The organism is Streptomyces sp. NPDC002536 (assembly GCF_053594995.1).
The window spans coordinates 1-23,086 of the sequence record NZ_JBSFWU010000113.1; the positions used below are offsets into that span (position 1 = coordinate 1).

Below are 23,086 nucleotides of genomic sequence, written 5' to 3' on the forward strand. Positions count from 1 at the left end.
AACTGCGCGATCAGCCACGACGCTCCCGCAGTCGAGGTCCCCGGGGCTTCGCCCCGGACCCCTGGGGTGGTGCGTCGGCTGCAGGCCGGTGGGGGTTGCTCGCGCAGTTCCCCGCGCCCCTGACGGGGCGCAACGCGCTAGACGCGCTCTACAACGGTGGCGATCCCCATACCGCCCCCCACGCACAGCGTGACAAGGCCGTAGCGTCCGCCGCGCCGTTCCAGTTCGTCCACGACCGTGCCGATGAGCATGGCGCCGGTGGCCCCCAGCGGGTGTCCCAAGGCGATGGCGCCGCCGTTGACGTTGACCTTCGCCAGGTCGACGCCCGTCTCCTCGACGAACCGCAGCACCACGGCGGCGAACGCCTCATTGATCTCGACGAGGTCGATGTCGTCCATCGTCAGCCCGGCCTTGGCCAGCGCCTTGCGGGTCGCGGGGACCGGGCCCGTGAGCATGATGGTCGGCTCCGAGCCGGAGACGGCCGCCGAGACGATGCGTGCCCGCGGCGTGAGCCCGTACCGCTCGCCCACCTCGCGGCTGCCGATGGCGACGAGGGCCGCCCCGTCCACGATGCCCGAGGAGTTGCCCGCGTGGTGCACGTGGTCGATCTTCTCGACCCAGTGGTACTTCTGCAGCGCCACCGCGTCGAAGCCGCCCGTCTCGCCCATCGCCGCGAACGACGGCTTGAGCTTCGCCAGCGTCTCCGCGGTCGTGCCGGGCCGCAGGTGTTCGTCGCGGTCGAGGACGACGAGCCCGCTGCGGTCGCGCACCGGCACCACCGAGCGCTCGAAGCGGCCGTCCTTCCAGGCCGCGGCGGCCAGTTCCTGCGAGCGGGCCGCGAAGGAGTCGACGTCGTGGCGGGAGTGGCCGCCCAGGGTGGCGATGAGGTCGGCGCCGATGCCCTGGGGGACGAAGCCGACGGTGTGGTTGGTCATCGGGTCGCCGAACCACGCGCCGCCGTCGGAGCCGATCGGCACCCGGGACATCGACTCGACGCCGCCCGCCAGGACGAGGTCCTCCCAGCCCGAACGCACCTTGGCCGCGGCCAGGTTGACGGCCTCCAGGCCCGAGGCACAGAAGCGGTTCTCCTGCACGCCGGCCACCGTGTCCGGCAGTCCGGCGGCGATGGCGGCGATGCGGGCGATGTCGGAGCCCTGGTCGCCGATCGGGCTGACGACACCGAGCACGATGTCGTCGATCGCCGCCGGGTCCAGCTCGGGCAGGCGGTGCCGGAGTTCGTGGATGAGGCCCACGACGAGGTCGATCGGCTTGGTGCCGTGCAGGGCCCCGTCGGCCTTGCCGCGGCCGCGCGGGGTGCGGATCGCTTCGTAGACGTACGCTTCGGTGCTCAAGGGTCGGCAGCCTTTCGGAAGCTGTTCGGAACGGTTCGTGGGGGTCACGCGAGCAGGGAACGGCCGATGATCTCCTTCATGATCTCGGTCGCCCCGCCGAAGATGGTCGTGACACGGCCGTCGGTGAAGGCCCTGGCGACCCGGTACTCGGTCATGTAACCGTAGCCTCCGTGCAGTTGCAGGCACCGGTCGGCGACGCGCTTCTGCAGCTCGGTGGCCCACCACTTGGCCATCGCCGCGTGCACGGCGTCGAGTTCGCCACGGTCGTGGGCGCCGATGCAGCGGTCGACGAAGGTGCGGGTGACGGCGCACTCCGTGGCCATCTCGGCGAGTTCGAAGCGGACGTGCTGGAGGCGGGCGAGCGGGCGTCCGAAGGCCTCGCGCTCCTTGACGTGGCGCAGGGTGGTCTCCAGCAGGTACTCGGCGGCGGCGATCGCACCGACCGCTATGCACAGGCGTTCCTGCGGGAGGTTCTGCATCAGGTGCACGAAGGCGCCGTGGAGCTCGCCGAGCAGGTTCTCCTTGGGCACGCGGACGTCGTGGAAGAAGAGCTCGGCCGTGTCCTGGGCCTTGAGGCCGATCTTGTCGAGGTTGCGGCCGCGCTCGAAGCCCGGCGTGCCGCGCTCGACCACCAGGAGGCTCATGCCCTTCGCGCCGCCCTCCGGTTTGGTGCGGGCCACCACGATCACCAGGTCGGCCAGGATGCCGTTGGAGATGAACGTCTTGGAGCCGTTGAGCAGCCAGTGGTCGCCGCGGTCCTCGGCGGTGGTGCGCAGGGCCTGGAGGTCGGAGCCCGCGCCGGGCTCGGTCATGGCGATGGCGGTGACGGTCTCGCCGGTGCAGAAGCCCGGCAGCCAGCGGCGCTTCTGCTCCTCGGTGGCCAGCGAGGTGAAGTACGGGCCGATGATGTCGTTGTGCAGCTCGACGCCGAAGCCGGCGGCGCCGGAGCGGGCGAACTCCTCGGTGAGCACGGCGCCGAAGCGGTGGTCCGTGCTGCCTCCGCCGCCGTACTCCTCGGGGACGGTGATGCCGAGCAGCCCCTGCCGGCCGGCCGCCAGCCAGGCCTCGCGGGAGACGACGCCGTCCTTCTCCCACTGCTCGTAGTGCGGCTCGACCTCCTTGGCCAGGAAGGCGCGGACGGTCGCGCGGAAGGCTTCGTGCTCGGCACCGTAGATCTCACGCTTCATCGTGCGGGCCCTTCTGGAGCTGATGGAGTCCGGGTACGTCCCAGTCGCGGGCCACCTCCGCCGTGTCGGCCCCCGGCTGCGCGGGCGGGCGGCGCAGGGTGCCGGGGGTGGCGGAGAAGCGCGGGGCGGGGGCGGGCTGGACGAGGCCGCCGGGCGCGGCGAAGGTGCCGCGGGCGGCGAGGTGCGGGTGCTGCGGTGCCTCGCGCAGCGAGAGGACGGGCGCGACGCAGGCGTCCGTGCCGGCGAACACCTCGGTCCACTCGGCGCGGGTGCGCTGCCGGAAGCGTGCCGCGACGGCCGTGCGCAGCTCGCCCCAACGGGCCGTGTCGGTACGGGCGTCGGCCACGTCCTCGATGCCGAGGAGCCGGGCGAACTCGGCGTGGAAGCGCGGCTCCAGCGCGCCGACGGCCATCCAGCCGCCGTCCGACGTCTCGTACGTGCCGTAGAAGGGGGCGCCGCCGTCGAGGAGGTTGGCGCCGCGCCGGTCCTGCCAGCCGCCGGCCGCGGTCATGGCGTGCAGCATGGCGGTCAGGTGCGCGGTGCCGTCGACAATGGCGGCGTCGACGACCTGCCCGGTGCCGGCGGCGCGGGCGTGGTGGAGGGCGGCGAGGACGCCGACGACCAGGTAGAGGGAGCCGCCCGCGTAGTCGCCGAGGAGGTTGGCGGGGGCGTACGGGGGCCCGTCCGGCGGGCCGGTCAGGCCGAGGGCGCCGGTGACGGCGATGTAGCCGATGTCGTGCCCGGCGGTGGCGGCCAGCGGACCGTCCTGGCCCCAGCCGGTCATCCGCCCGTACACCAGGCGGGGGTTGCGGGCGAGGGCCGCCTCGGGGCCGACGCCGAGCCGCTCGGCGACGCCGGGGCGGTAGCCCTCGACGAACACGTCGGCGCGGGCGGCCAGTTCGAGGACGGCCTCCCGGCCGGCCTCCGTCTTGAGGTCGACGAGGACCGAGCGCTTGTTGCGGTTGGTGATGTCGAACTGCGGGTCGACACCGAGCCCGGGGCCGCCGGGCCGGTCGACGCGGACGACGTCGGCGCCCAGGTCGGCGAGGAGCATGGCGGCGAACGGCCCGGGGCCGATGCCCGCGAGCTCGACGACCCGCACTCCGGTGAGCGGACCGTGCGGACCGTGCCCTGTCCCTGCCATGCGGCCCCCAACGCCCATGCCGTGTGACACATTTGCTGTAACACCCGCGATGTTAAGAACGTGTTCCACTCTCCACAAGCCCTTGCGGGGTCCGCTTTGCCGGTCGGGGGCGCCCCGTCAGGGGCGCGGGGAACTGCGCGAGCAACCACGACGTGCCCGCAGCCGAAGTTCTCGGGGCTTCGCCCCGGACCCCTGGGGCAGTGCGTCGGCTGCAGGCCGACGGTGGCTGGTCGCGCAGTTCCCCGCGCCCCTTACGGGGCGCACCCTAGGGCGTGGTGGTGAGGACGGGCCAGAGGGTGGCGGCGGTGAGGGGGTGGGCCAGGCGGCGTGCCCAGTAGGTCTCGTCGCCGTCCTCGTCGCGCCAGGACCACAGGCGGGTGGTGGCGAGGTGGAGCGGGTTGAGCCTTGTGATGCCGATGGCGCCGTGGAGTTGGTGGGCGATGCGGGCGATCTCGGCGGCCGAGACGGATGCCTGGGTCTTGGCGGCGGCGATGGCGAGGTGAGCGTCCGGGCCGCCGGGGTCCAGCGGGGCGGCGGCCCGGACGGCGGTGCGGACCAGGGCGGTCTCCTCGATCAGCCGCGCTTCTTCCTGCTTGACGGCCTGGAAGCGGCTGAGCGGACGGCCGAACTGGGTGCGGGCGGTGGTGTGGGCGACCGTCAGGTCGACGCAGCGTTCGGCGGCACCGGCGATCAGGGCGGAGCGGGCCAGGGCCGCGCGGAGCCGGGCCTCGTCGAGCAGTTCGGGGGAGATCCGGCGGGCCTGCGAGGCGGGGATCTCCAGGGCGGCGAGGTGCAGGTCGTCGCGGGGTTCCTCGGCGAGGTTCCGGCCGGGGGTGAGGACGGCCCGGTCGGGGGTGAGGGTGAACAGGACGGGGCCGGAGGGGGCGGTGGCCAGGACGACCACCGCGGTGGCGGCGCGGGCCCAGGGGACGCGGCGCAGGGTGCCGGTGACCAGCAGGGTGTCGTCGTCGCCCGAGCAGCCGGCCGAGCCGACGCCCGAAGTGGCCGGGTGGGCGTAACGGACGGTGAGCTCAGGGGCGATGGCGTAGCTGAGAGGGCCGTCCGGGACGGGGAGGCCGGCGCGGCGCAGCAGCGGGCGGGCGACCAGGACGGTCTCGGCGAGCGGGGCGGGGACGGCGCGGCGCCCTGCTTCCTGGGCGGCGGCGAGGAGTTCGGCGGTGGAGGCGTCCGCGGAGGGAAGGGCCACGGCGTCGGGGGCGGTGGTGTTGGCGACGATGGCGATGGCGTCCGCATCGGCGTAGAAAGCAGCGGTGTCGTAGGCGTCCGCGGGGATGGCGGGGGCGCCGGTGTCGATCGTGTGGGTGTTCATCGGTGCTGCTCCAGACCACGAGTGATGATGCCGCGAAGGATTTCGTTGGTGCCGCCGCGCAGCGTGTAGCCGGGGCTGTGCAGCAGGGCGAAGGCGAGCAGTTCGGGGTGGCTGCCGGGGGTGGCGTACGGGTCGGCCGGGGTCGGCAGGATGCTGCGGACGGTGTCGACCAGCGCACCTTCCAGCCGGGTGCCGAGGTCCTTGACCAGGGCGGCCTGGGTGTCGGGGGAGGCTCCAGCGTCCAGGGCCGCGGCCACACCGAGGGACAGCCGGCGGATGCTGTACAGACGGGCCGTCAGAATGCCGACGCGGGTGAGCTGTTCGGCCGTGGCCGGGTGCTGTTCCAGTTCGCGGAGCAGGGAGACCAGCAGGGGGAAGGTGGACAGGTAGCGTTCCGGGCCGCTGCGTTCGAAGGCGAGTTCGCCGGTGACCTGCTTCCAGCCGTCGCCCCGCTGCCCGAGCAGCATGCCGTCGGGGACGTCGACGCCTTCGAGGTGGAGGGCGTTGAAGCGGTGCTCGCCGCTCATCAGCCGGATCGGCTCGACCCGTACGCCCGGGGCGCGCAGGTCGACGATGAACTGGCTGAGGCCGGCGTGCCTGTCCTCGGCGTCGTCGGTGCGGGCCAGCACGATGGCGTAGTCGTTGACGTGGGCGCCGCCGGTCCACATCTTGGTGCCGGTCAACCGCCAGCCGTCGGCGGTGCGTTCGGCACGGGTGGCGACCGAGGCGAGGTCGGAGCCGCTGCTCTTCTCGCTCATGCCGATGGAGAAGAAGCACTGCCCGGCGGCGATCCTCGGCAGGAAGAAGCGGCGCTGCTCCTCGGTGCCGTGCTGGAGGACGGACGGGCCGGCCTGCCGGTCGGAGACCCAGTGGGCGCTGACCGGGGCGCCGGCGGCGAGCAGTTCCTCGATCACCACATAGCGCTCCAGGAAGCCGCGGCCGGCGCCGCCGTACTCGGTGGGCAGGGCCATGCCGACCCAGCCGCGCTCGGCGAGGCGGCGGCTGAAGCCGGGATCCCAGCCGGCCAGCCAGGAGTCGGGACGGCCGAGCACGGTGCCGCGGGCGCGCTCCTCGTCGAGAAAGGCGCGGACCTCGGCGCGGAGCCGGCGGGTCGATTCGGGCAGGGCGACGTCGGGGAAGGCGATCGGTGAAAGCGTCGAAGTCGAAGTCGAAGAAGACATGAGTGATTCGCTCCGTCAGTGTGTGGTGTGCAGCAAGGAGGGGTCGAAGCCGGCTTCGCGGAGCACCTCGTCGGTGTGCTGGCCAATGCCCGGGCAGGGCCGTAGCTCCGGCTCCGGGTCGGCCGAGTAGCGCACCGGGCGGCCGATGACCCGGTAGCGGCCCTCGGTGGGGTGTTCGGCCTCGTGCAGCAGGCCGCCCTCCTGGGCGTAGGCGGTGGTGGCGGCGGACTCCAGGTCGAGCACGGGGGCGGCGGCGATGCCCGCCCGGTCGCAGAACTCCTGCCACTCGGCGCTGGTGTGCTGCAGCGTCAGCTCCGCGAGCAGCGGATAGAACGCGTCGGCGTTGCGGGCCCGGTCGGGGCCGGTGGAAAAGCGCGGGTCGGCGCCCAGTTCGGGGCGGTCGACGAAGGCGGTGAAGTCCCGCCAGTTGCGGTCGCTGTGCGGCAGGATGCACATCCAGCCGTCGGCGGTGCGCAGGGCTCGGCGCTGCGGGCTGAGCGAGCGGGCGGAGCCGAACTCCCCGTCGGCCTCCAGGGCGGCCGCTCCCAGGTGCTCGACCAGGTTGAAGGCGAGCATGGTGTCGGCCATCGGGACCTCGATGCGCTGTCCGGTGCCGCCGTGGTCCCGGTAGTGCAGTGCGGCCAGTACCGACTGGGCGATCTGCATGCCGCAGATCTTGTCGGCCAGCACGGTGGGAACGTAGTGCGGTTGGCCGGAGACCTTGTGGTTGAGCCAGACCAGGCCGCTGGCCGCCTGGATGATGTCGTCGTAGGCGGCGTGGGTGCCGTAGCGGCTGTCGCTGCGGAAGCCCTGGGCGCCTGCGTAGATCAGGCCGGGGTTGACGGCCGCGACCTCGTCGTAGCCGAGGCGGAGCTTCTCCAGGGCCTGCGGGCGCAGGTTGGTGATGAAGACGTCGGCGGTGCGCAGCAGGGCGAGCAGGGCGTCGCGGCCGTGCGGGGCCTTGAGGTCGATGGCGGCGCTGCGCTTGTTGCGGTTCAGGTTGAGTGCCGGGCCGCCCATGCCGGGGTGGCGCCGCGGCGGGTAGTGGCGCGTCATGTCGCCCGTGGGCGGCTCGACCTTGATCACGTCCGCGCCCAGGTCGCCGAGTTGCTGGGCGGCGTACGGGGCCATGATCACGCTGGCCAGTTCGATGACACGGACTCCGGCGAGGAGTCCGCGGCCGGACGAACTGTTCGGTTTCTCGGACATCTTCCGGTGCCTCCTGGGTATCGGGGGGAGCGGTATCGCGCCCCGAAGGGGCGCGGGGAACTGCGCGACCAGCCACGACGCGCCCGCAGATGACGTACGGACTTCCAGCGGAGCGCTCAGCGCCACTGGAGCGCAGCGGACCCCAGCGGGGAACGCCGGCCCGGCTGGGGGACCGTGCGCCCGCTGTACGCGAACGGTGTCGCCGGTTCGGTGAGCGGGCCGAAGTCGGTCCCGGTGGTCGACAGCGCGGCGAGCGGTGCGCGCCCGGGCCGGGGCAGGTCGATGACGTTCTCCCGTGCCAGCAGCCCGAGTTCCTGCACCCAGTGGCACACCCCGGCCAGGGTCACGCGGATCCGCCAGGAGCCGCCCTCCGTCGCGCGTCGGCGCAGGACCGTTGCCACGGCGGCGGCCCCGAGGTAGGCGGCGAGGTAGTCGTTGAGCAGGTACGTCGGCGGCAGCGACGGCCGGTCGGTCCACTCCTCGACGGCGAATCCGGTGGCCGAGCAGGCGAGTTGGTCGAACCCGCCGCGTTCGCCCCAGGGGCCTTCGGCGCCCCAGGCATGGAGTTCGAGGGTGATGAGTCCGGGGCGGCGCCGGACGAGTTCCTCGGTCGACGCCCCGTGCCGGGCGAGTCCCCGGTAGGCGTGCACGAAGACGTCCGCGTCCTGGAGCGCGTCGTGGAAGGCCGCACGGTCGTGATCGTCGCGCAGGTCGCAGTAGGCGTTGCGCTTGCCGCCGCCGGTCATCACGATCATCGGGATCGGGTCGGGGCGGTCGGGGCGCGACAGGTGCAGCACGTCGGCGCCGAACTGGGCAAGGAGTCGGGCCGCGACGGGACCTGCGATGACATGGGTGAGGTCGAGCACCCGTACGCCCGCGAGCGCCTCGTCGGCCTCGCCGATCGGTTCCAGAGGCCGGGCCGGTCCGTCACCGACGCGTTCGATCTCGACGACCGGGCGCTGCGCGACGTACCGCCCCGCGGGGTGCGCGAGCCACTCGTCCCGGCTGCGCACCACGCAGGCGACGCCGCCCCGCGCGCAGATGGCCTCCTCCAGCGTGAAGGCGTCCCAGCCGGCCGCGGCCTGCGCGATCCCCACCTTGTCGGGCCCGCACCTCAGCACGGAGTGGACCGCGTCCCGCAGATGCGGATAGGTGGTGATGATGAAGATCCACCGGCCGTCGCGCGCCCGGTAGAAGTCGTTGTTGTCGAGCAGCGCCGGATCGTCGAGCAGCGCACCGATCGGGCGTCCCGACAGCGTCGTGTGATACGTCGCCATGAGCTGGTCGATCGCGGCCCCGGCCTGCACCTGAACCCTCTGGTGCGGGTGACCGCGCTGTTCGCCGACCGCCGCGGTCTGCCGCCCGAAGACCCCGATCGCGGCGGACATGGCATCGGCGAGGCGGTGCACGGAGGGCACCAGGGGATCGGCCCCGACGACGGTGATGTCCTCGGCCCCCCGGGCCGGTTCGGGGTCGCCGAGGGTGTGCAGCAGCCGGGAGACGATCTCGCCGGTGGGCGGCGGCGTCGGCGTCGGCTCGGTCGTGGTCAGCGTGTTCGAAGTCATGCCCGGATGCTCGTTCCCGGCACTGCGCTAGCACCCACATTCACGGATATCCGTGAATCGATGCGGACGTCACGTCCGTCTCTCCTGGATGTGCGCGAGGAGCCGGGCCGCCGCCCGGTCCAGGAACAGCCGCTCCGAGCGGCCGCGGCGCCGGTGTATCAGGGCGAGGGCTCCCGTGACGACGGGGCCGTCGGTGACGGGGATCGCGAGGGCGCAGGCCTCGGGGTCGGCCAGACCCTCGCTGCGGCTGATCCGCGATGTGCGGATCGCCGGAAGAGCGCGGCGGAACTCGGCGACCGCCTCGGGGTCGTGGCGGGCGAGCTCGTCGAGCAGCCCACGGCGCTCCGCCTCGTCGGTGAAGGCCAGCAGCAGCCGGCCCGCGGCGGTGCGCAGCAGCGGCCGGGCCATGTGCCGGTCGGCGAGCGGCACGAGGCGGGGAATCTCGTCCTCGCCGCCGCGCGCGAGGTACACGGCGTCGAGCCCGACCCGCACCGTGAGCAGCACCGGGGTACCCGCGACACGGCTCAGTCCGTCGAGCTCGGCCTGGCCGATCCGCGGGACGACCCGGCCGGCGATGAGGTTGAGGACGTGCGGGGCGGGCCCGAGCCTGAAGCGCCGGTGCTGTTCCAGCAGAAACCCGGTCGCGACAAGGCCGTTGACCAGATCCTGCACCGAACTCGCCGGCGCTTCGACCGTCCGCGCCAGCTCGGCCACGGTCACCCCGCCCGGCGCCCGCGCGGCAGCCTCCAGGATCCACGCGACCCGGTCCACCGTACGGTGCCGCTGCCGTCGGCCGTGCTCGCTCATCCCGCCCCACCCCGTTCTTCTCGTACGCCGCCGGCCACTCGCGCCGACACGGCCCGTCGATCCTTTCCCGCACCACCCCGACGGGCAAGCCGACCCCTGTCTCAGGCGGGCATGTGCCGGGTGATCAGGTCGAGCAGCCGCCGGACGGCGTCGTCCGCGTCCGGGCGGAGGACGGCGGTGATGTGGGTGTCCAGGTTGGGCGATGTGCCGCTGAGCGGGACGAAGGCGACTCCGGGGAGGGCGAATTCACGGAGTTCCTCGGGGAGGGCGCTGACGCACAGCCCGGAGGCCACGTAGCTGAACAGGCCGGTGAGGTCGTCGGCGGTGGCCCGGGGCCGGGGGGTGAAGCCCACTTCGTGGCAGGCGAGTTGGAGCTGCTGCGCGAGGGACGGCAGTGCCGTGGCGTCGGGCAGGACGAAGTCCTCCTCGCGCAGGTCCGCCAGTCCGATCGCCTCCTCGCCGGCCAGCCGGTGGTCGGTGGGGAGCGCGGCGGCGAGGCGTTCGACGGCGATGTCCTGGGTGACCAGGCCGGCCGGTACCGGTGCGGGGTCGCGCAGGAACCCCAGGTCGAGGGCGCCGGCCTGGATCATTTCCGCGACGGAGGCCGAGGAGTCCTGGTGCAGCTTGATCCGGAGGCCGGGCATCTCCCGGGCGGCCGCGCGCAGCAACCGGGGCAGGTGACGGTGGCTGAGGATGCTGACGTACCCGACCCGCACATCGCCCTCCAGTCCGTGTGCGACGCGCCGCGCGCGTTCGACGGCGGCGTCCTGGAGGTTGAGCATCCGTCGCGCGTCCGTGGCGAAGGCCGCGCCCGCGGGGGTCGGGCGCACACCGCGCGGTCCGCGCTCCAGGAGGGTCGCGCCGATGCCCCGCTCCAGACGCTGGATGGCCTGGCTGAGGGGTGGCTGGCTCATCGAGAGGCGTTCCGCGGCCCGGCCGAAGTGCTGCTCGTCGACCACGGCCAGGAATTGTTCGAGGAGGCGCCTGGTCAGTTCCATATGGTCAACCATATCTCGATCTACGAAAACATATATTGGACAGACATCCGGCTCGGGGCGTTCACTCGGTCGTGGGAGCCCCGGACGACGAGCCCGGCGCTCCTCCCCCTCCCGAGAATCCCGGTCTCCCAGGAGTCCTCCGATGCGCTCGCAAGACGTCGCGCGCCTGTTCACCACCCCGGTGAACGCGCCCGCCTACGCCCCCACCCGGTACCGGTTCACCGACCGCGAGTACCTCAACATCACCTATCGCACCGACCCCGAGGCCCTGCGCCGGATCGTCCCCGAGCCGCTGGCCGTCACCGATCCGCTGGTCCGCTTCGAGGTCATCCGGATGCCGGACGTGACGGGCCTGGGCGACTACACCGAGGCCGGCCAGCTCATCTCCGTCGAACACGACGGCGAGCACGGCGAGTTCAACCTGGCGATGTACGTCGACAGCGTGCCGGCCATCACCAGCGGTCGCGAACTGAGCGCGTACCCGAAGAAGTTCGGCTCCCCCGTGCTCCGCGTCGACTCCGACACGCTGGTCGGCACCCTCGACTACGGCTCGCTGCGGGTGGCCACCGCCACCATGGGCTACAAGCACGACCCGATGGACCTCGACGAGGCCCGCGCGGAGATCCGTACGCCCACGTTCATGGTCAAGACCGCGCTCGGCTACGACGGCACGCCGCGCATCTGCGAGCTGGTCCGTACCCGGATCGACGACATCACGGTCAAGAGCGCGTTCCGCGGCCCGGCCCGGCTGCAGCTCTTCGCCCACGCGCTGGCGCCGCTCGCGGACCTGCCCGTCCTGGAGGTCGTCGGCGCGAGCCACATCGTCGCCGACCTCACCCTCAGCCCCGCCGAAGCGGTCCACGACTACCTCGCCGACTGAGGGCTCCCAGGGCCAGTCCGGCGGACCTTCGCGCCCCGAAGGGGCGCGGGGAACTGCGCGACCAGCCACGACGCGCCCGCAGGCGACGATCGGGCCGCCCCGCGCCCCTGACGGGGCGCTGCAAGACCAGCCGGACAGGCCCTGACACCGCCGACGTCACAGACACCAAGAGAAGCGTGAAGACCATGGACAACAGCACTGAACCGGCAGCGGTGGACGCCGCCCGCTTCCCCGGCACGTACCGGCGGGCCACGATCATCGGCGGCGGGGTGATCGGCATCTCCTGGGCCGGCCTGTTCCTCGCCCACGGCATGGACGTCGTCGTCAGCGACCCGCGCCCCGACGTGGCGAAGCTGGTCCTCGACGGCCTGGAGGAGATCGTCCCGGGCCTGGCCGGACTGGGGCTGCCCATCGAGGGCCTGACCGGCCGGCTGCACTTCGAGGCCGACCTCGCCACCGCCGTCGCGGACGCCGACGTCGTCCAGGAGAACGGGCCCGAGCGCCTGGAGGTCAAGCAGGAGATCTGGCGGACCGTCGAGCGGGCCGCGCCCGCCCACGCGCTGCTGGCCACCTCCACCTCCGGCATCCCGGCCACCGCCATCGCGCAGGCGATGCGGCAGCCCGAACGCCTGGTCGTCGGCCATCCCTTCAACCCGCCGCACCTGGTACCGCTGGTGGAGATCGTGCCCGGCGAGCGGACCTCCCGGGCCACCGTGGAGCAGGCCCGCGACTTCTACGCGGCGCTGGGCAAGCGGCCGCAGGTCCTGCACAAGGAGATCCCCGGCTTCGTCGCCAACCGGCTGCAGTCGGCTCTCTTCCGCGAGGCCGTGCACCTGGTGGCCGAAGGCGTGGTGACCGAGCAGGAGCTCGACGACATCGTCACCGCCTCCATCGGTCTGCGCTGGGCCGTGGCGGGCCCCTTCCGCACCTTCCACCTCGGCGGCGGCCCCGGCGGCCTGCCGCACTTCATCGAGCACCTCGGCCGCGCCATGGAGGCCACGTGGCCGGGCCTGGGCAGCCCCTCCTTCGACGGGACCACCGTCGCCCGGCTGACCGAGCAGGCCCGGCAGGCCTTCGGCGACGTGCCGGTCGGTGAGCTCGCCGCCCGACGCGACCGCGCACAGGTCGCCCTGATGCGTGTCCTCGGGGATGCCCCCGGCACACCCGCTCCCACCCGCGACTGACCCTTCACCGAACCTCACGCACCCGGGAAACGGAAACGACGCACCATGTCTCTCACCGACAGGATCACCCAGGCGATCGCCGCCCCCGCGACGGACGACGCGTTCGACGTCCACGCCGAAACGGCCGACGTCCTGGCCGGCATCGGGCTGAAGCCCGAGGACACCGGCGGCACGATCACGTACTACGGAGCCGACCCGGTGGTGCCCAGCACCCTGCGGCTCGGCGCCGCCTCCGGCATCGCCCTCGTCGCCAAGTCCGCCGCCGTGGCCGCACTGTGGCGGCAGCGCGGCGGCCCGGGCCAGGACATCGCGATGGACCTGCGGGTGGGACCGCACCGGCTCTGCCCCTTCTACGACCAGAAGTGGGAGCTGCTCAACGGCTACCCCGCCGGTACTCCGTCGATCCCCAACATGGCCTATGCCAACGCGTTCTACCGGACGGCCGACGGGCGCTGGATGATGCCGTTCAACATCTACCCCAACATCAAGCAGGCCGCGCAGAAGCTGCTGGGCGCACCGGAGATACCCGAGGCCGTCGCCGCCGCCGTCGCCCGGTGGGACGCCCGCGAGCTGGAGAGGGCCGGGGCCGAGGCCGGTGCGGTGATGCCCATGGTCCGGACGCCGAGCGAGATTCTGACGGAGCGTCAATACGCTGGCCACCTCGCACACATGCCGCTGGTGGAGATCACCCGCGTCGGCGACAGCGCGCCCGAGCCGCTGCCCGAGGGTGCGACGGCGCCGCTGGACGGGGTGCGGGCGCTGGGCATGGGCCACATCATCGCGGGCGCCGGCGCCGGCCGGGCACTGGCCCTGCACGGGGCCGACGTGCTCAACCTGTGGCGGCCGAACGAACTGGAGCATGACGTCACGTACCGGACGGCCAACGTCGGCGTCCGCTCGGCGACGGTGAGCCCGTACACCCCCGAGGGCCTGGCCCGCATCCATGAACTCCAGGCGGGGGCCGACGTCTTCTTCGCCAACCGCCGCCCCGGCTTCCTGGAGTCCATCGGGCTGTCGGAGGACGAGGCGATCGCCCGGCGGCCGGGCCTGGTGTACGCGACCGTCTCGCTGAACGGAAGGAGCGGCCCCTGGGCCGACTACCTCGGCTTCGACCAGACCGCAGGCGCGCTGACCGGGCTGCTGCACCTGGAGGGCGACGGCGACAGGCCGGCCCTGCCGCCGATCACGGTGGTCAACGACTACCTGGTCTCGTGGTTCATGACCGCCGGCATCGTGGAGGCCCTGCGCCGCCGCGCCCTCGACGGAGGCAGCTACCGCGTCCACGTCTCCCTGTCCCGGGTCGCCCTGTGGATCCTGAGCATGGGCATCTTCGACAAGGAGTACGCCACCGCGATCGCCGGCACCGGCGAGGAGCACGCCTACCCCGCCCCGGAGACCTTCACCGCGCAGACCCCGCTCGGCCACTACCAGGGCGTCACCGACCAGGTACGGATGTCCGAGACCCCGGGCGCGTACCGGCAGATCCTCCTCCCGCGCGGCGCCTGCCGCCCGGAGTGGCTGCCCCACGACTGACCCCTCGGACAAGCCCTGGCGGTACGGGGACCGTGAAGTACTCGCCGCGACAGCACGGGGTTGACATCCCGTGCGTGCGAGAAGAGTCGCGTCATGGCCTCCGTTCCCACCATCGACATGCGCACCTGGCGGATCGACGACAGTCCTGCCGTGGTCGACCGGGCGCTGCGCACCGCCGGATTCCTGCTCGTCACCGGGCATGGCATCGCTCCGGACCTGCGTGCCGCCGTCCGTGCGCAGGCCCAGGTGTTCTTCCGGCTTCCGGAGAAGGCCAAGCGCCCGTACGCCGTCGAGGTCGGCGGGCGCGGCTGGCTCGGGCCGGGCGCCGAGGCCAACGGGTATGCGGAGGGCACCGAGACGCCGCCCGACCTCAAAGAATCCCTTTCCTTCGCGGCGGAGGGACCGGGCCAGGACCCGTCCGTGGGCGCCGAGTGGTTCGCGCCCAACACCTGGCCCGCGGAGGTCCCTTCGCTCCGGCCCCCGGTGACCGCATACCTGGACCGGATGCGCCGCCTCTCGGACGGCATCCTGGAACTGCTGGGTGTCGCCCTCGGCGAGGGCGAGAACTTCTTCACCCGGCACACCACACATCCCACTTGGGGATTCAACATCAACCGGTACCCGGGCGTGGAGACGGTCGGGGCCCCGCAGCCCGGCCAGTTCCGCATCGGGCCGCACACGGACTTCGGCACGGTCACCGTCCTGGACCGGCAGCAGGGCCGAGGGGGGCTGCAGGTCTTCACCGACGAGGACGGCTGGCAGAACGCCCCGTACGACCCGGAAGCGCTCACCGTCAACATCGGCGACCTCATGGCGTTCTGGACCGGAGGCCGCTGGCGTTCCGGCCGGCATCGCGTACTGCCGCCACCCGTCGACGAACCGGCCGAGGAATTGATGTCACTGGTCTACTTCTACGAGTGCAACCCGGGGACGGACGTGCGCGGCATCGATTCACACCGCTACCTGAGGGAGAAACTCGACGCCATCCGGGTCCGCTGACGCCCGTCAGCGGGCGTCGAGCTCCGCCACGAGCCGTTTGGGCGCAATGGTGCGATAGCTCTCCTCGACCCAGTCGCAGAGCAGCTCGACGGGCGCGCTCTCGCCCGTCAGCGGGATCGACACCCAGCCGTGCCGCCCCAGCCCGTACCCGCTCGGCGCCGCGCCGGGGACGGCGAGCGCATGGCCGTGCGCCTCCTCGTCCTTGAGCTTGACGCCGATGCCGGGGGTCTCGGTGTTCCCCTCCGACCCCAGGAAGACGAAGATCTTCTTGTTGACCTTGACGACCGCGTCCTCTTCCCAAGGGAACTCCTCGACCGCGCCGGGGAGACCCAGCGCGAACGCGCGCACGGCGGCGCGTGCCTTGAGGGGAGCGGATCCGGTTGCTTTGCCTGCCATGTGCCCAAGCTAACCCGCACCACTGACAACGCGGCGGAGCCGGATCACAGCAGTCCGGTCTCCTGCAGGATGCGCCGCACGGTCGCCACCGCACGGTCCGGAAGAGGCGTCAGCGGGGCCGCGGTGGCCGGGCAGTCGATGACACCGAGCAGGTGCAGCGCGGCCTTGAAACCGCCGAGCGCGGAGGACGTGACCCCCATGACGGCGGGATCCCCGGCACCGGTCAGGGCGAACAGGGCGGCCAGCCGGTCCTGTTCGGCGGCGGCCTCCGCCCAGCGGCCCGCGCGGGCGTGCTCGTAGAGGCGTACATACCCGGCAGGGTCGACATTGCCGAGCCCCGGCACGACACCGTGCGCACCGGCCAGCAGGGCGGCGTCCGCGGCCGGTTCGGAACCGGTCAGCACGGAGAACGTGCCGTGCAGGCCGCGCTCGCGCAGCGCGACGAGCAGGCGCCGCAGGGCGTTGAGGTCACCGCTGCTGTCCTTGAGCCCGACCAGGGTGCCGTCCTCCGCGAGGGCGAGCACGGTGCGGGCGTCGAGCTTGGTGTGGACGGAGGACGGGATGTCGTACCCGACGACCGGCAGCCCTGCGCCCTCGCGGACGCGCCGGAAGTGGGCGGCAGTCTCGTCCGGATGGGGCGTGACGTAGAAGGGCGCGGTGACGACGACCGCGTCCGCCCCGAGGGCCGCGGCGGTACGGGCGTGGGCGAGGACGCGGGCGGTGCTCATGTCGATGACCCCGGCAAGCACGGGCACCCGCCCTGCGACGGCCTCGACGGCCGTCGCCAGGACGGTCCGCCGCTGCGCATCGTCGAGCAGGGCGGCTTCACCACTGGACCCGAGCGCGAAGAGCGCTGCCGCGCCGGCGGAGAGGGTGCGTTCGACGAGGGCGGCGAGGGAGCGGGTGTCGACGTCGCCGTCGGGGGTCAGCGGGGTGCAGAGGGGCGGGATGACGCCGGTGAGGATGGGGGTCACCCAGTGCCCCTACCCAAAACCGGCGCCCCGTAAGGGGCGCGGGGAACTGCGCGACCAGCCACGACGCGCCTGCAGCCGACAACGGACCAGCGGGCCCCGGGGGCGGCAGCCCCCGGAAAACGGCCCCCTACGCCCCCCGAAGCGCCGCACGGCACAGCGCATCGGCCGCCCGCGTCGTCTCCGGCAACCGGAACCCCCGCGCCAGCCGCAACACCTGCGCGCACGCGCGGTCCAGGCTCACCCGGTGTCCCACGGACACGAACACCGGCTTCACGCCCTCCCGGGTGCGCAGCGCCCGCCCCACCTCCTCCTCGCCGTCGAGCAGCGGCGCCGTGTCGCCCCGCAGGGGCCCCGGCTGTTCGTAGCGGAAGGTGAACGGGTTCTTCGCGACCCCGACGGTCGGCAGGCCGGTCAGCACTCCCAGGTGGCTCGCCAGGCCGAAGCGGCGCGGGTGCGCCAGGCCGTAGCCGTCGCAGACGACCAGGCCGGGCTCCACCGCGAGCCGTTCCAGCGCGGCCAGCACGGTGGGGATCTCACGGAACGCCAGCAGGCCGGGCACGTACGGGAAGCTCACCCGGCCCACGGCCGTCGCCTGCCCGACGACCTCCAGCGTGGCCGCGTCCAGCGCCACGGCGGCCGCGGCGACGACGTCGCGCTCGTCGTCGTAGGCGACGTCCACACCCACCGCGACCAACGGCGCGTCCGGCGCCGGGCCGGGCTCGTCCAGGATCACGCGGTTGCGCAACTCGTCCTGGACGGCGGTCGCTTCCGCCTCGGTCGTGGGCCAGTCGGGCGGCACACTGCGGGACGTATCGGTCATGGCACTGGTCATAGTGGCGCCCACGCTACGGCACGGGCGTAGCCTGTCGATCATGTTCGTAATGGAGCTGACGTACATCGCGCCCATCGACCGCATCGAGGCCGCCCTGCCGGAGCATGTCGCCTGGCTGGACTCGCACTACGCGTCCGGGGTCTTCATCGCCTCCGGGCGCAAGGACCCGCGGGACGGCGGCATCATCCTCGCGCTCGGCGACGACCGGACGAAGATCGAGGAGATCGCCAAGAGCGACCCGTTCAGCGTCGCGGGGGTGTGCGAGTACACGATCACGAAGTTCTTCGCCACGAAGACCGCCGCACCGCTGGAGCAGTACCGCGAGACGCTACCGTCCTGACCTCATCGTCCCGACCTCCCCAGCCGGGCGATCCGGCCCTTCTCCCCCGCCGCCCAGCAGCCGCCGTCCGGGGCGCAGGCGACGGTGTCGTACGAGCCGGTGTCGAAGCCGTGCCAGCTGCGGCCGCCGTCCGTGGTGAGGTCGCTGCCCGTGGGGCCGACGGCCAGGGCCGTGGTGCGGCTGTGCGGCAGCCAGGCGGCACCGGAGCGGTAGGCGGCGGGCGGGAGTCCGGCCTCCGTCCAGGTGGTGCCGCCGTCGCGGCTGAGCGCGGCGGCGTGCGGGGACGGCTGACCGGCGCGGTAGTCGCCGCCGACGGCCAGCCCGTGCGTGCGGTCGCGGAAGGCGAGGGCGAAGACGCCCCGGGCGGGGTCGCCCGCCGGTACGGGCGTGGCGGACGCCGTCCAGGTGCGGCCGCGGTCGACGGAGTGCAGGACGCGTGAGACGGCGCCGCCGCCCGTGGCGATCCACGCGTCGTGGCCGCCGGAACTCACCACGCACTGGCCGCTCGCCGCGAAGGCGGCCTCGCCGGGCAGGGCGGGCGGCATGCCTCCGGAGGGCAGGACGCGCCAGCTGCGGCCGCCGTCGCCGGTGGCCAGCACGCGGAACCGTCCGTCGACCGGGTCGCCGAGGGCGATGCCGTGCCGGTGGTCGAAGAAGGCGAGGCAGTCGTAGAAGGCCTTCGGGTCGGTGTTGCGGAAGGCCTCCGTCCAGGTGCGGCCGGCGTCGTCGGTGCGCAGGATGCGGGAGGCCTCGCCCTCGCCGATGGCCAGGACCACGGCGTGCCGGGCGTCGAAGGCCTTGACGTCGCGGAACTCCAGGGCGCCCGCGCCGGGCGGGGAGACGGTGCGCCAGCGGCGGCCGCCGTCGCGGGTGAGCAGCACGGTGCCCTTGGTGCCGGCGGCCCATGCGGTGGACCGGCTCACGGCCGCGAGCCCGCGGAAGTGGGCGTCGGTGCCGCTGTTCCGGGCCTCCCAGGAGGGGTGCGGGGCCGCCTGGGCCGGCACTTGGAGAACGAGCCCGCAGACGACTGCGGTCAATACGGTCAATACGGCAAGGCCACGTCTTGTCATGGACGGGCAAGCTAGTGGAGGACCGGCCGCATCGTCCACGGCCCGAGACCGTCAAACATTCATCCTTTCGGCCAGTGGCTTGTGGCTGGACGGTCGATCCGCACGTGCGCGCGGCTGCCTAGCGTCGAGGGCATGTCGCAGATGCCCCTGCCGGCGGTCGCCGGTGCGCGCCCCAGGACCGCCCGCGGACGAGGCTGGCTCGTGGCCGCCCTGTGCGGGCTGTGGGTGTGCGAGGGCCGGCTGCTCGGCAGGGCTACCTCCTACTCGTCGTACTCCGCCGCCGCACACCACGCGCATCTGCTGGTGTGGATCGCCGGGCTGCTGGTGGCGCTGTGCGTGCTGCCGTGGGCACCGCTGGCCGCGCGGGCCGCGGCGGCCGTCGGGGTGTCCTGGGTGGTGACCGGCCGACTGCTGGCGGCCGGTCAGCCGATCCCCGTCTGGGGCCTGACCGAGAGCGCGGCCCTGCTGGTGCTGCTGTGCCTGGTCGCCTGGCGCACCCCGGTGCGGCCGGCCGTGCCGCTGGGGATCGCCCTGGCGGCCGGGGTGCTGGCCGCGCCGGTCCGGGACGCGGACGCGAGCGGCACGACCGTCGTCGCGTACGCACTCGTCGTGGCCGGCGTCACCGCGCTCGGGCTGTGCCTGCGCTACCGGGACGCCGAGCGTGCCCAGGCGGTGGCCGCCGCGCGCGAGGCCGAACGGCTGGAGCTGGCGGGCGAGCTGCACGACTACGTCGCCCACCACGTGCAGGCGATGACCCTGCTGGCCAAGGCCACCGGATCGCTGGCGCAGGACGAGCGGGTGGCCGCCTCGCTGCGCAACATCCAGGAGGCCGGCGACGAGGCCATGACGACGGCCCAGCGGCTGCTCAAGGTGCTCCACCAGGACCACCCCCGCCGGGAGCCCCTGCCGGGCCCGGACCGGATCGCCGAGCCCGTCGAGGCCTTCCGTCGCGCGCATCCCGACGCACACGTCACCTTCGACGTCGACCCGCGCTTCGGCGCCGGGCTGGCCCCCGAACTGGCCGCGTCCGTACGCCGGATCATGGACGAGGCGCTGGCCAACGTGGCCAAGCACAACCCCGGTGCCTCGGCCGTGGATATCACGCTGCAGCACTCCGGGGAGCGGCTCTTCGTGTCCGTCCGCGACGACGGCGGCCGCGGGGCGCCCCCGCGGCCGCCCGAGGAGAGCGGCGGGCTGGGCCTGGTGGGCATCACCGAGCGCGCGGACGCGATCGGGGGCTCGCTCACGGCGGGGCCGGCGCCCGGGGGCGGGTGGGAGGTGCTGGCCGTCCTGCCGGTCCAAGCGTGACGCAGGTCACGCTCCATTCATCGCACTGTCGTAATGGTTCCAACGTCTCACCCTTCGAGGAAGGCACGGACCGCACCACCCGGACATCAACCGCAAGGGAGCAGGCGTTGTCCACTGTCATCGACCAGGCTGTCCAGGCACGGCTCATCGCGTCGACTCCGCCCACCCGAACGGTCCGGGCCCGTCTGCGGTACGCGAGTGCCGATCCTTTCGCCGTCCACGTCGTCTTCCCGCCCGCGGCCTCGCTCGACGGATCCGAGGTCTCGTGGATCTTCGCGCGGGAACTGCTGGCACGGGGCCTGCTCACGCCCTCGGGCACGGGCGACGTCCGCGTCTGGCCCTGCGGGCCGCAGCGCACGGTCCTGGAGCTGCACGCGGCGGAGGGCGTGGCGATGGTGCAGATCGACACGGCGGAACTGCGGGGTTTCCTGGCAGGCTCATACGCGGTGGTCCCTGCGGGGGCGGAGGGGGTCCACCTGGACGTGGAGGGCGACTTGGCGGCGCTGCTACGGGAGGCGTGAGGTTCCGCGCCCCGAAGGGGCGCGGGGAACTGCGCGACCAGCCACAACGCGCCTGCAGTCGGCTGGTCGCGCCCGCGCGGCGGAGCCGCATATGTCAACAGTCCCGCGCCCCTTACGGGGCGCTCAAGTACACCAACCAGTCCGTCCCCGGCAGCACATGCGCATGCCAAGCCCGCGCATAAGCGGGCAGATACGGATCCCCCGGATCGTAGAGAATCGCCACCGGCATCGTGGATGCGGCATCCACGATGCCCCGCACCGTCGTCGACCGGTTGTTCCCCATCGTCTCCGCGGACGCGCACCCCGCCTCGTACGCGATCGGCTGCGCCCGCGGCCCCGTCACCAAACACGGTGCCCTCACCCCCAGCCGCCCCAACTCCTGTGCGGCGCGCCGGTACCGCACAGTCGTGTCCCGCGCATCGGCGGTGTTCAGCCGCAACTCCTTCAGCTGCACGGCACCGTGGGCGACCAGCACGACGCACACCACGCCCGTCACCACACGCCGCCCCCGGGCCACCCGCACCACAAGTCCCGCCACCGGCAGGGAAAGCAGCGCATACACGGGCAGCAGGAACCGCGGCGCCGAGTAGTCCAGCAACAGCAGGTACGGCGCCGCCAGGGCCACCGCGCAGGCGACGGGCAGCAGCGTCACCGCCCTCTCCTCCCTCTGCCCCACCGCGCACGCCGCCGCGACCAGCACCGGCAGCAGCAGCCACCACAGCGCATGCGTCACCGACGGTCCGGCGATGTGGCAAGGGCGGCACAGCTGCGGCCCGTTGAGGCTGCGGTACGCGGCCCGCAGCCCCGCGCCGAGGTGGGCGCCCATGCCGCCCTCGGTGTCGCTGGAGAGCGACAGCCGGTTCCCGATGCCGCCGAAGCGGACGTACGCCTCCACCGCCCACTGCACCCCGCCCAGCGCGAGCCCGCCCAGTACGGCGGCCACGGTGCCGGGCCGGCGCCAGTCCCGCACTGCGGCGCACACGGCGAGCAGGGGCAGGGCGAGCCAGACTGCGTCGGGTGCGCGGAAGAGGGCGGCCGCGGCGAGTGTGACGGTGAGGCCGGCGAGGGCGCGGCGGCGTCCGTCGCCGCGGGTGCGCAGGAACCACCCCGCCGCGGCGACGGCCGACAGTGCGATCCACAGGTTCGGCATCACCTCCGGCCCGCTGAGCACCGTGATCCACAGCCCGGCGAAGAGCAGCGCCGCGAGGGCGACGCGCGCCCGGCCCACCAGCGGCTGCCAGACCGCGAACGCGGCGTAGAGGGCGGCCGAGGACAACAGCACCAGCACCACGCGCAGCACGGGCACGGAGGAGGTGAGGGCGACGACGGGGGCGACGAGGAAGCTCACGCCGCGCGAGCGCGGCGCGCTGAAGAACGCGGCCGGGTGGCGGGGATCGACCTGGGAGAGGTAAACGGTCTCGTCCCAGCCGAGGTCCATGTGCACGACGGCGTAGCAGAGTTGCACCACCGCGTACGCGACCGCGACGGCGACGAGCCGCCCATCGGGCGCCCGCCGCCCCGTAGTTGCCATGCGCCTCTTTTACCGCATCCGCGACTACCGCGTCTGCGGCTACCGCGGCTGCGATCCCTTCGCCCGCTCCCGGGACGCGGTGATCTCCGCCTCCGCCGCGGCCCGGTCCGCCCAGCAGGCGCCCTCGACGGACTTGCCGGGTTCGAGCTCCTTGTAGACCTCGAAGAAGTGCTGGATCTCCAGCTTGTCGAACTCGGGCAGATGGCGCAGGTCGCGCAGGTGCTCGTGCCGGGGGTCGCCGACGGGGACGCACAACACCTTGTCGTCCTCGCCCTGTTCGTCCGTCATACGGAACATGCCGATGGCGCGGCACCGGATGAAGACGCCGGGGAAGGTGGGGTCGCCCGCGAGGACGAGCGCGTCCAGCGGCTCCCCGTCCGCGCCGAGCGTGCCGTCGACGTATCCGTAGTCGGCGGGGTAGCGGGTGGAGGTGAACAGCATCCGGTCCAGCCGGATGCGCCCCCGTTCGTGGTCCATCTCGTACTTGTTGCGGCTGCCTTGCGGAATCTCCACGACGACGTCGAACTCCACGGGCGCGCTCCTCGGTAGCGGTGGGCCGGCCGGCACCTCATGGTGGCGCGGTATGCTCCCGCGCGCCATGGCGCCCCGTCAGGGGCGCGGGGAACTGCGCGACCAGCCCCCACCGACCCGCAGTCGGCGCACTACCTCGGGGTTCGGGGCGAAGCCCCGAGAACCTCGACTGCAGGCGCATCGTGGCTGATCGCGCAGTTCCCCGCGCCCCCAA

The 23,086-nt window shown here is 73.0% G+C and carries 22 protein-coding genes; 7 read left to right on the forward strand and 15 right to left on the reverse strand.

Going from position 1 to position 23,086, the window contains the following annotated elements; translation table 11 throughout:
• Nucleotides 1-137: 137 nt before the first annotated feature.
• The 9 genes from ACWD4B_RS29845 to ACWD4B_RS29885 form a co-directional block, all read right to left on the reverse strand.
• Nucleotides 138-1,352 carry an acetyl-CoA C-acetyltransferase gene (locus ACWD4B_RS29845; protein WP_451423666.1) on the reverse strand — a complete coding sequence of 405 codons (1,215 nt, stop codon included), beginning with the start codon at nt 1,350-1,352 and terminating at the stop codon, nt 138-140.
• Nucleotides 1,353-1,396: 44 nt separating this feature from the next.
• Nucleotides 1,397-2,539: an acyl-CoA dehydrogenase family protein gene (locus ACWD4B_RS29850; RefSeq protein ID WP_451423667.1), complete on the reverse strand. Its 1,143-nt coding sequence runs from the start codon at nt 2,537-2,539 to the stop codon at nt 1,397-1,399.
• Complete coding sequence (locus ACWD4B_RS29855) at nt 2,529-3,683, reverse strand: CaiB/BaiF CoA transferase family protein (protein ID WP_451423668.1); 1,155 nt, start codon at nt 3,681-3,683, stop codon at nt 2,529-2,531. Before ACWD4B_RS29855 ends, ACWD4B_RS29850 begins: the two co-directional genes overlap by 11 nt.
• A 265-nt stretch (nt 3,684-3,948) precedes the next feature.
• Nucleotides 3,949-5,013, reverse strand: coding sequence for an acyl-CoA dehydrogenase family protein (locus tag ACWD4B_RS29860; RefSeq protein ID WP_451423669.1), 1,065 nt, complete (start codon nt 5,011-5,013; stop codon nt 3,949-3,951).
• Nucleotides 5,010-6,194, reverse strand: coding sequence for an acyl-CoA dehydrogenase family protein (locus ACWD4B_RS29865; RefSeq protein WP_451423670.1), 1,185 nt, complete (start codon nt 6,192-6,194; stop codon nt 5,010-5,012). The genes ACWD4B_RS29860 and ACWD4B_RS29865 overlap by 4 nt, the downstream gene beginning before the upstream one ends.
• Before the next feature lie 15 nt (nt 6,195-6,209).
• Entirely contained in the window at nt 6,210-7,403 is a 1,194-nt protein-coding gene (locus ACWD4B_RS29870; protein WP_451423671.1) for a CaiB/BaiF CoA transferase family protein, read from the reverse strand.
• A gap of 116 nt (nt 7,404-7,519) precedes the next feature.
• Nucleotides 7,520-8,968 carry a CoA transferase gene (locus ACWD4B_RS29875; RefSeq protein WP_451423672.1) on the reverse strand — a complete coding sequence of 483 codons (1,449 nt, stop codon included), beginning with the start codon at nt 8,966-8,968 and terminating at the stop codon, nt 7,520-7,522.
• A 69-nt stretch (nt 8,969-9,037) separates the two neighbouring features.
• Complete coding sequence (locus ACWD4B_RS29880) at nt 9,038-9,775, reverse strand: helix-turn-helix domain-containing protein (protein WP_451423673.1); 738 nt, start codon at nt 9,773-9,775, stop codon at nt 9,038-9,040.
• A 101-nt stretch (nt 9,776-9,876) separates the two neighbouring features.
• Nucleotides 9,877-10,773, reverse strand: coding sequence for a LysR family transcriptional regulator (locus tag ACWD4B_RS29885; protein WP_451423674.1), 897 nt, complete (start codon nt 10,771-10,773; stop codon nt 9,877-9,879).
• Between the two features lie 142 nt (nt 10,774-10,915).
• Here ACWD4B_RS29885 and ACWD4B_RS29890 point away from each other — a divergent pair, with 142 nt between their 5' ends.
• The 4 genes from ACWD4B_RS29890 to ACWD4B_RS29905 all read left to right on the forward strand — a co-directional run bounded on the left by ACWD4B_RS29890 (nt 10,916) and on the right by ACWD4B_RS29905 (nt 15,369).
• Nucleotides 10,916-11,653, forward strand: a complete 738-nt coding sequence (locus tag ACWD4B_RS29890; protein ID WP_451423675.1) for an acetoacetate decarboxylase — start codon at nt 10,916-10,918, stop codon at nt 11,651-11,653.
• Nucleotides 11,654-11,838: 185 nt separating this feature from the next.
• Entirely contained in the window at nt 11,839-12,837 is a 999-nt protein-coding gene (locus ACWD4B_RS29895; RefSeq protein ID WP_451423676.1) for a 3-hydroxyacyl-CoA dehydrogenase family protein, read from the forward strand.
• Between the two features lie 45 nt (nt 12,838-12,882).
• The gene (locus ACWD4B_RS29900) at nt 12,883-14,370 is read left to right on the forward strand and encodes a CoA transferase (protein WP_451423677.1); all 1,488 of its coding nucleotides are present in this window, start codon (nt 12,883-12,885) and stop codon (nt 14,368-14,370) included.
• A 93-nt stretch (nt 14,371-14,463) separates the two neighbouring features.
• Complete coding sequence (locus ACWD4B_RS29905) at nt 14,464-15,369, forward strand: isopenicillin N synthase family dioxygenase (RefSeq protein ID WP_451423678.1); 906 nt, start codon at nt 14,464-14,466, stop codon at nt 15,367-15,369.
• Nucleotides 15,370-15,375: 6 nt separating this feature from the next.
• On the opposite strand, the gene ACWD4B_RS29910 is transcribed toward ACWD4B_RS29905, so the two are convergent.
• The 3 genes from ACWD4B_RS29910 to ACWD4B_RS29920 all read right to left on the reverse strand — a co-directional run bounded on the left by ACWD4B_RS29910 (nt 15,376) and on the right by ACWD4B_RS29920 (nt 17,559).
• The gene (locus tag ACWD4B_RS29910) at nt 15,376-15,765 is read right to left on the reverse strand and encodes an MmcQ/YjbR family DNA-binding protein (RefSeq protein WP_451423679.1); all 390 of its coding nucleotides are present in this window, start codon (nt 15,763-15,765) and stop codon (nt 15,376-15,378) included.
• Nucleotides 15,766-15,809: 44 nt separating this feature from the next.
• Nucleotides 15,810-16,739, reverse strand: coding sequence for a dihydrodipicolinate synthase family protein (locus tag ACWD4B_RS29915; protein ID WP_451423680.1), 930 nt, complete (start codon nt 16,737-16,739; stop codon nt 15,810-15,812).
• A gap of 127 nt (nt 16,740-16,866) precedes the next feature.
• Entirely contained in the window at nt 16,867-17,559 is a 693-nt protein-coding gene (locus tag ACWD4B_RS29920; protein WP_451423681.1) for an endonuclease V, read from the reverse strand.
• A 52-nt stretch (nt 17,560-17,611) separates the two neighbouring features.
• On the opposite strand from ACWD4B_RS29920, the gene ACWD4B_RS29925 reads away from it, so the two are divergent.
• The gene (locus tag ACWD4B_RS29925; protein WP_336414025.1) at nt 17,612-17,911 is read left to right on the forward strand and encodes a YciI family protein; all 300 of its coding nucleotides are present in this window, start codon (nt 17,612-17,614) and stop codon (nt 17,909-17,911) included.
• A 2-nt stretch (nt 17,912-17,913) separates the two neighbouring features.
• Here ACWD4B_RS29925 and ACWD4B_RS29930 read toward each other — a convergent pair whose 3' ends face one another.
• Nucleotides 17,914-18,981: a WD40/YVTN/BNR-like repeat-containing protein gene (locus ACWD4B_RS29930; RefSeq protein ID WP_451423682.1), complete on the reverse strand. Its 1,068-nt coding sequence runs from the start codon at nt 18,979-18,981 to the stop codon at nt 17,914-17,916.
• 132 nt (nt 18,982-19,113) lie between these two features.
• Between ACWD4B_RS29930 and ACWD4B_RS29935 the strand changes: the two genes are divergently transcribed.
• Both ACWD4B_RS29935 and ACWD4B_RS29940 read left to right on the forward strand, forming a co-directional pair.
• Nucleotides 19,114-20,289: a sensor histidine kinase gene (locus ACWD4B_RS29935; RefSeq protein WP_451423683.1), complete on the forward strand. Its 1,176-nt coding sequence runs from the start codon at nt 19,114-19,116 to the stop codon at nt 20,287-20,289.
• A 107-nt stretch (nt 20,290-20,396) separates the two neighbouring features.
• Complete coding sequence (locus ACWD4B_RS29940; protein ID WP_336414022.1) at nt 20,397-20,810, forward strand: spore wall synthesis regulator SsgD; 414 nt, start codon at nt 20,397-20,399, stop codon at nt 20,808-20,810.
• A gap of 112 nt (nt 20,811-20,922) precedes the next feature.
• On the opposite strand, the gene ACWD4B_RS29945 is transcribed toward ACWD4B_RS29940, so the two are convergent.
• Both ACWD4B_RS29945 and ACWD4B_RS29950 read right to left on the reverse strand, forming a co-directional pair.
• The gene (locus ACWD4B_RS29945) at nt 20,923-22,341 is read right to left on the reverse strand and encodes a hypothetical protein (protein ID WP_451423684.1); all 1,419 of its coding nucleotides are present in this window, start codon (nt 22,339-22,341) and stop codon (nt 20,923-20,925) included.
• A gap of 39 nt (nt 22,342-22,380) precedes the next feature.
• Entirely contained in the window at nt 22,381-22,872 is a 492-nt protein-coding gene (locus ACWD4B_RS29950; protein ID WP_451423685.1) for an inorganic diphosphatase, read from the reverse strand.
• Nucleotides 22,873-23,086 lie beyond the last annotated feature (214 nt).

Excerpts from the sequence above, each read along its gene's own strand:
- ACWD4B_RS29850 (WP_451423667.1), bottom strand. The coding sequence starts at position 2,539 with ATGAAGCGTGAGATCTACGGTGCCGAGCACGAAGCCTTCCGCGCGACC.
- ACWD4B_RS29855 (WP_451423668.1), bottom strand. The coding sequence starts at position 3,683 with ATGGCAGGGACAGGGCACGGTCCGCACGGTCCGCTCACCGGAGTGCGG.
- ACWD4B_RS29860 (WP_451423669.1), bottom strand. The coding sequence starts at position 5,013 with ATGAACACCCACACGATCGACACCGGCGCCCCCGCCATCCCCGCGGAC.
- ACWD4B_RS29865 (WP_451423670.1), bottom strand. The coding sequence starts at position 6,194 with ATGTCTTCTTCGACTTCGACTTCGACGCTTTCACCGATCGCCTTCCCC.
- ACWD4B_RS29870 (WP_451423671.1), bottom strand. The coding sequence starts at position 7,403 with ATGTCCGAGAAACCGAACAGTTCGTCCGGCCGCGGACTCCTCGCCGGA.
- ACWD4B_RS29875 (WP_451423672.1), bottom strand. The coding sequence starts at position 8,968 with ATGACTTCGAACACGCTGACCACGACCGAGCCGACGCCGACGCCGCCG.
- ACWD4B_RS29880 (WP_451423673.1), bottom strand. The coding sequence starts at position 9,775 with ATGAGCGAGCACGGCCGACGGCAGCGGCACCGTACGGTGGACCGGGTC.
- ACWD4B_RS29885 (WP_451423674.1), bottom strand. The coding sequence starts at position 10,773 with ATGGAACTGACCAGGCGCCTCCTCGAACAATTCCTGGCCGTGGTCGAC.
- ACWD4B_RS29890 (WP_451423675.1), top strand. The coding sequence starts at position 10,916 with ATGCGCTCGCAAGACGTCGCGCGCCTGTTCACCACCCCGGTGAACGCG.
- ACWD4B_RS29895 (WP_451423676.1), top strand. The coding sequence starts at position 11,839 with ATGGACAACAGCACTGAACCGGCAGCGGTGGACGCCGCCCGCTTCCCC.
- ACWD4B_RS29900 (WP_451423677.1), top strand. The coding sequence starts at position 12,883 with ATGTCTCTCACCGACAGGATCACCCAGGCGATCGCCGCCCCCGCGACG.
- ACWD4B_RS29905 (WP_451423678.1), top strand. The coding sequence starts at position 14,464 with ATGGCCTCCGTTCCCACCATCGACATGCGCACCTGGCGGATCGACGAC.
- ACWD4B_RS29910 (WP_451423679.1), bottom strand. The coding sequence starts at position 15,765 with ATGGCAGGCAAAGCAACCGGATCCGCTCCCCTCAAGGCACGCGCCGCC.
- ACWD4B_RS29920 (WP_451423681.1), bottom strand. The coding sequence starts at position 17,559 with ATGACCGATACGTCCCGCAGTGTGCCGCCCGACTGGCCCACGACCGAG.
- ACWD4B_RS29925 (WP_336414025.1), top strand. The coding sequence starts at position 17,612 with ATGTTCGTAATGGAGCTGACGTACATCGCGCCCATCGACCGCATCGAG.
- ACWD4B_RS29930 (WP_451423682.1), bottom strand. The coding sequence starts at position 18,981 with ATGACAAGACGTGGCCTTGCCGTATTGACCGTATTGACCGCAGTCGTC.
- ACWD4B_RS29935 (WP_451423683.1), top strand. The coding sequence starts at position 19,114 with ATGTCGCAGATGCCCCTGCCGGCGGTCGCCGGTGCGCGCCCCAGGACC.
- ACWD4B_RS29945 (WP_451423684.1), bottom strand. The coding sequence starts at position 22,341 with ATGGCAACTACGGGGCGGCGGGCGCCCGATGGGCGGCTCGTCGCCGTC.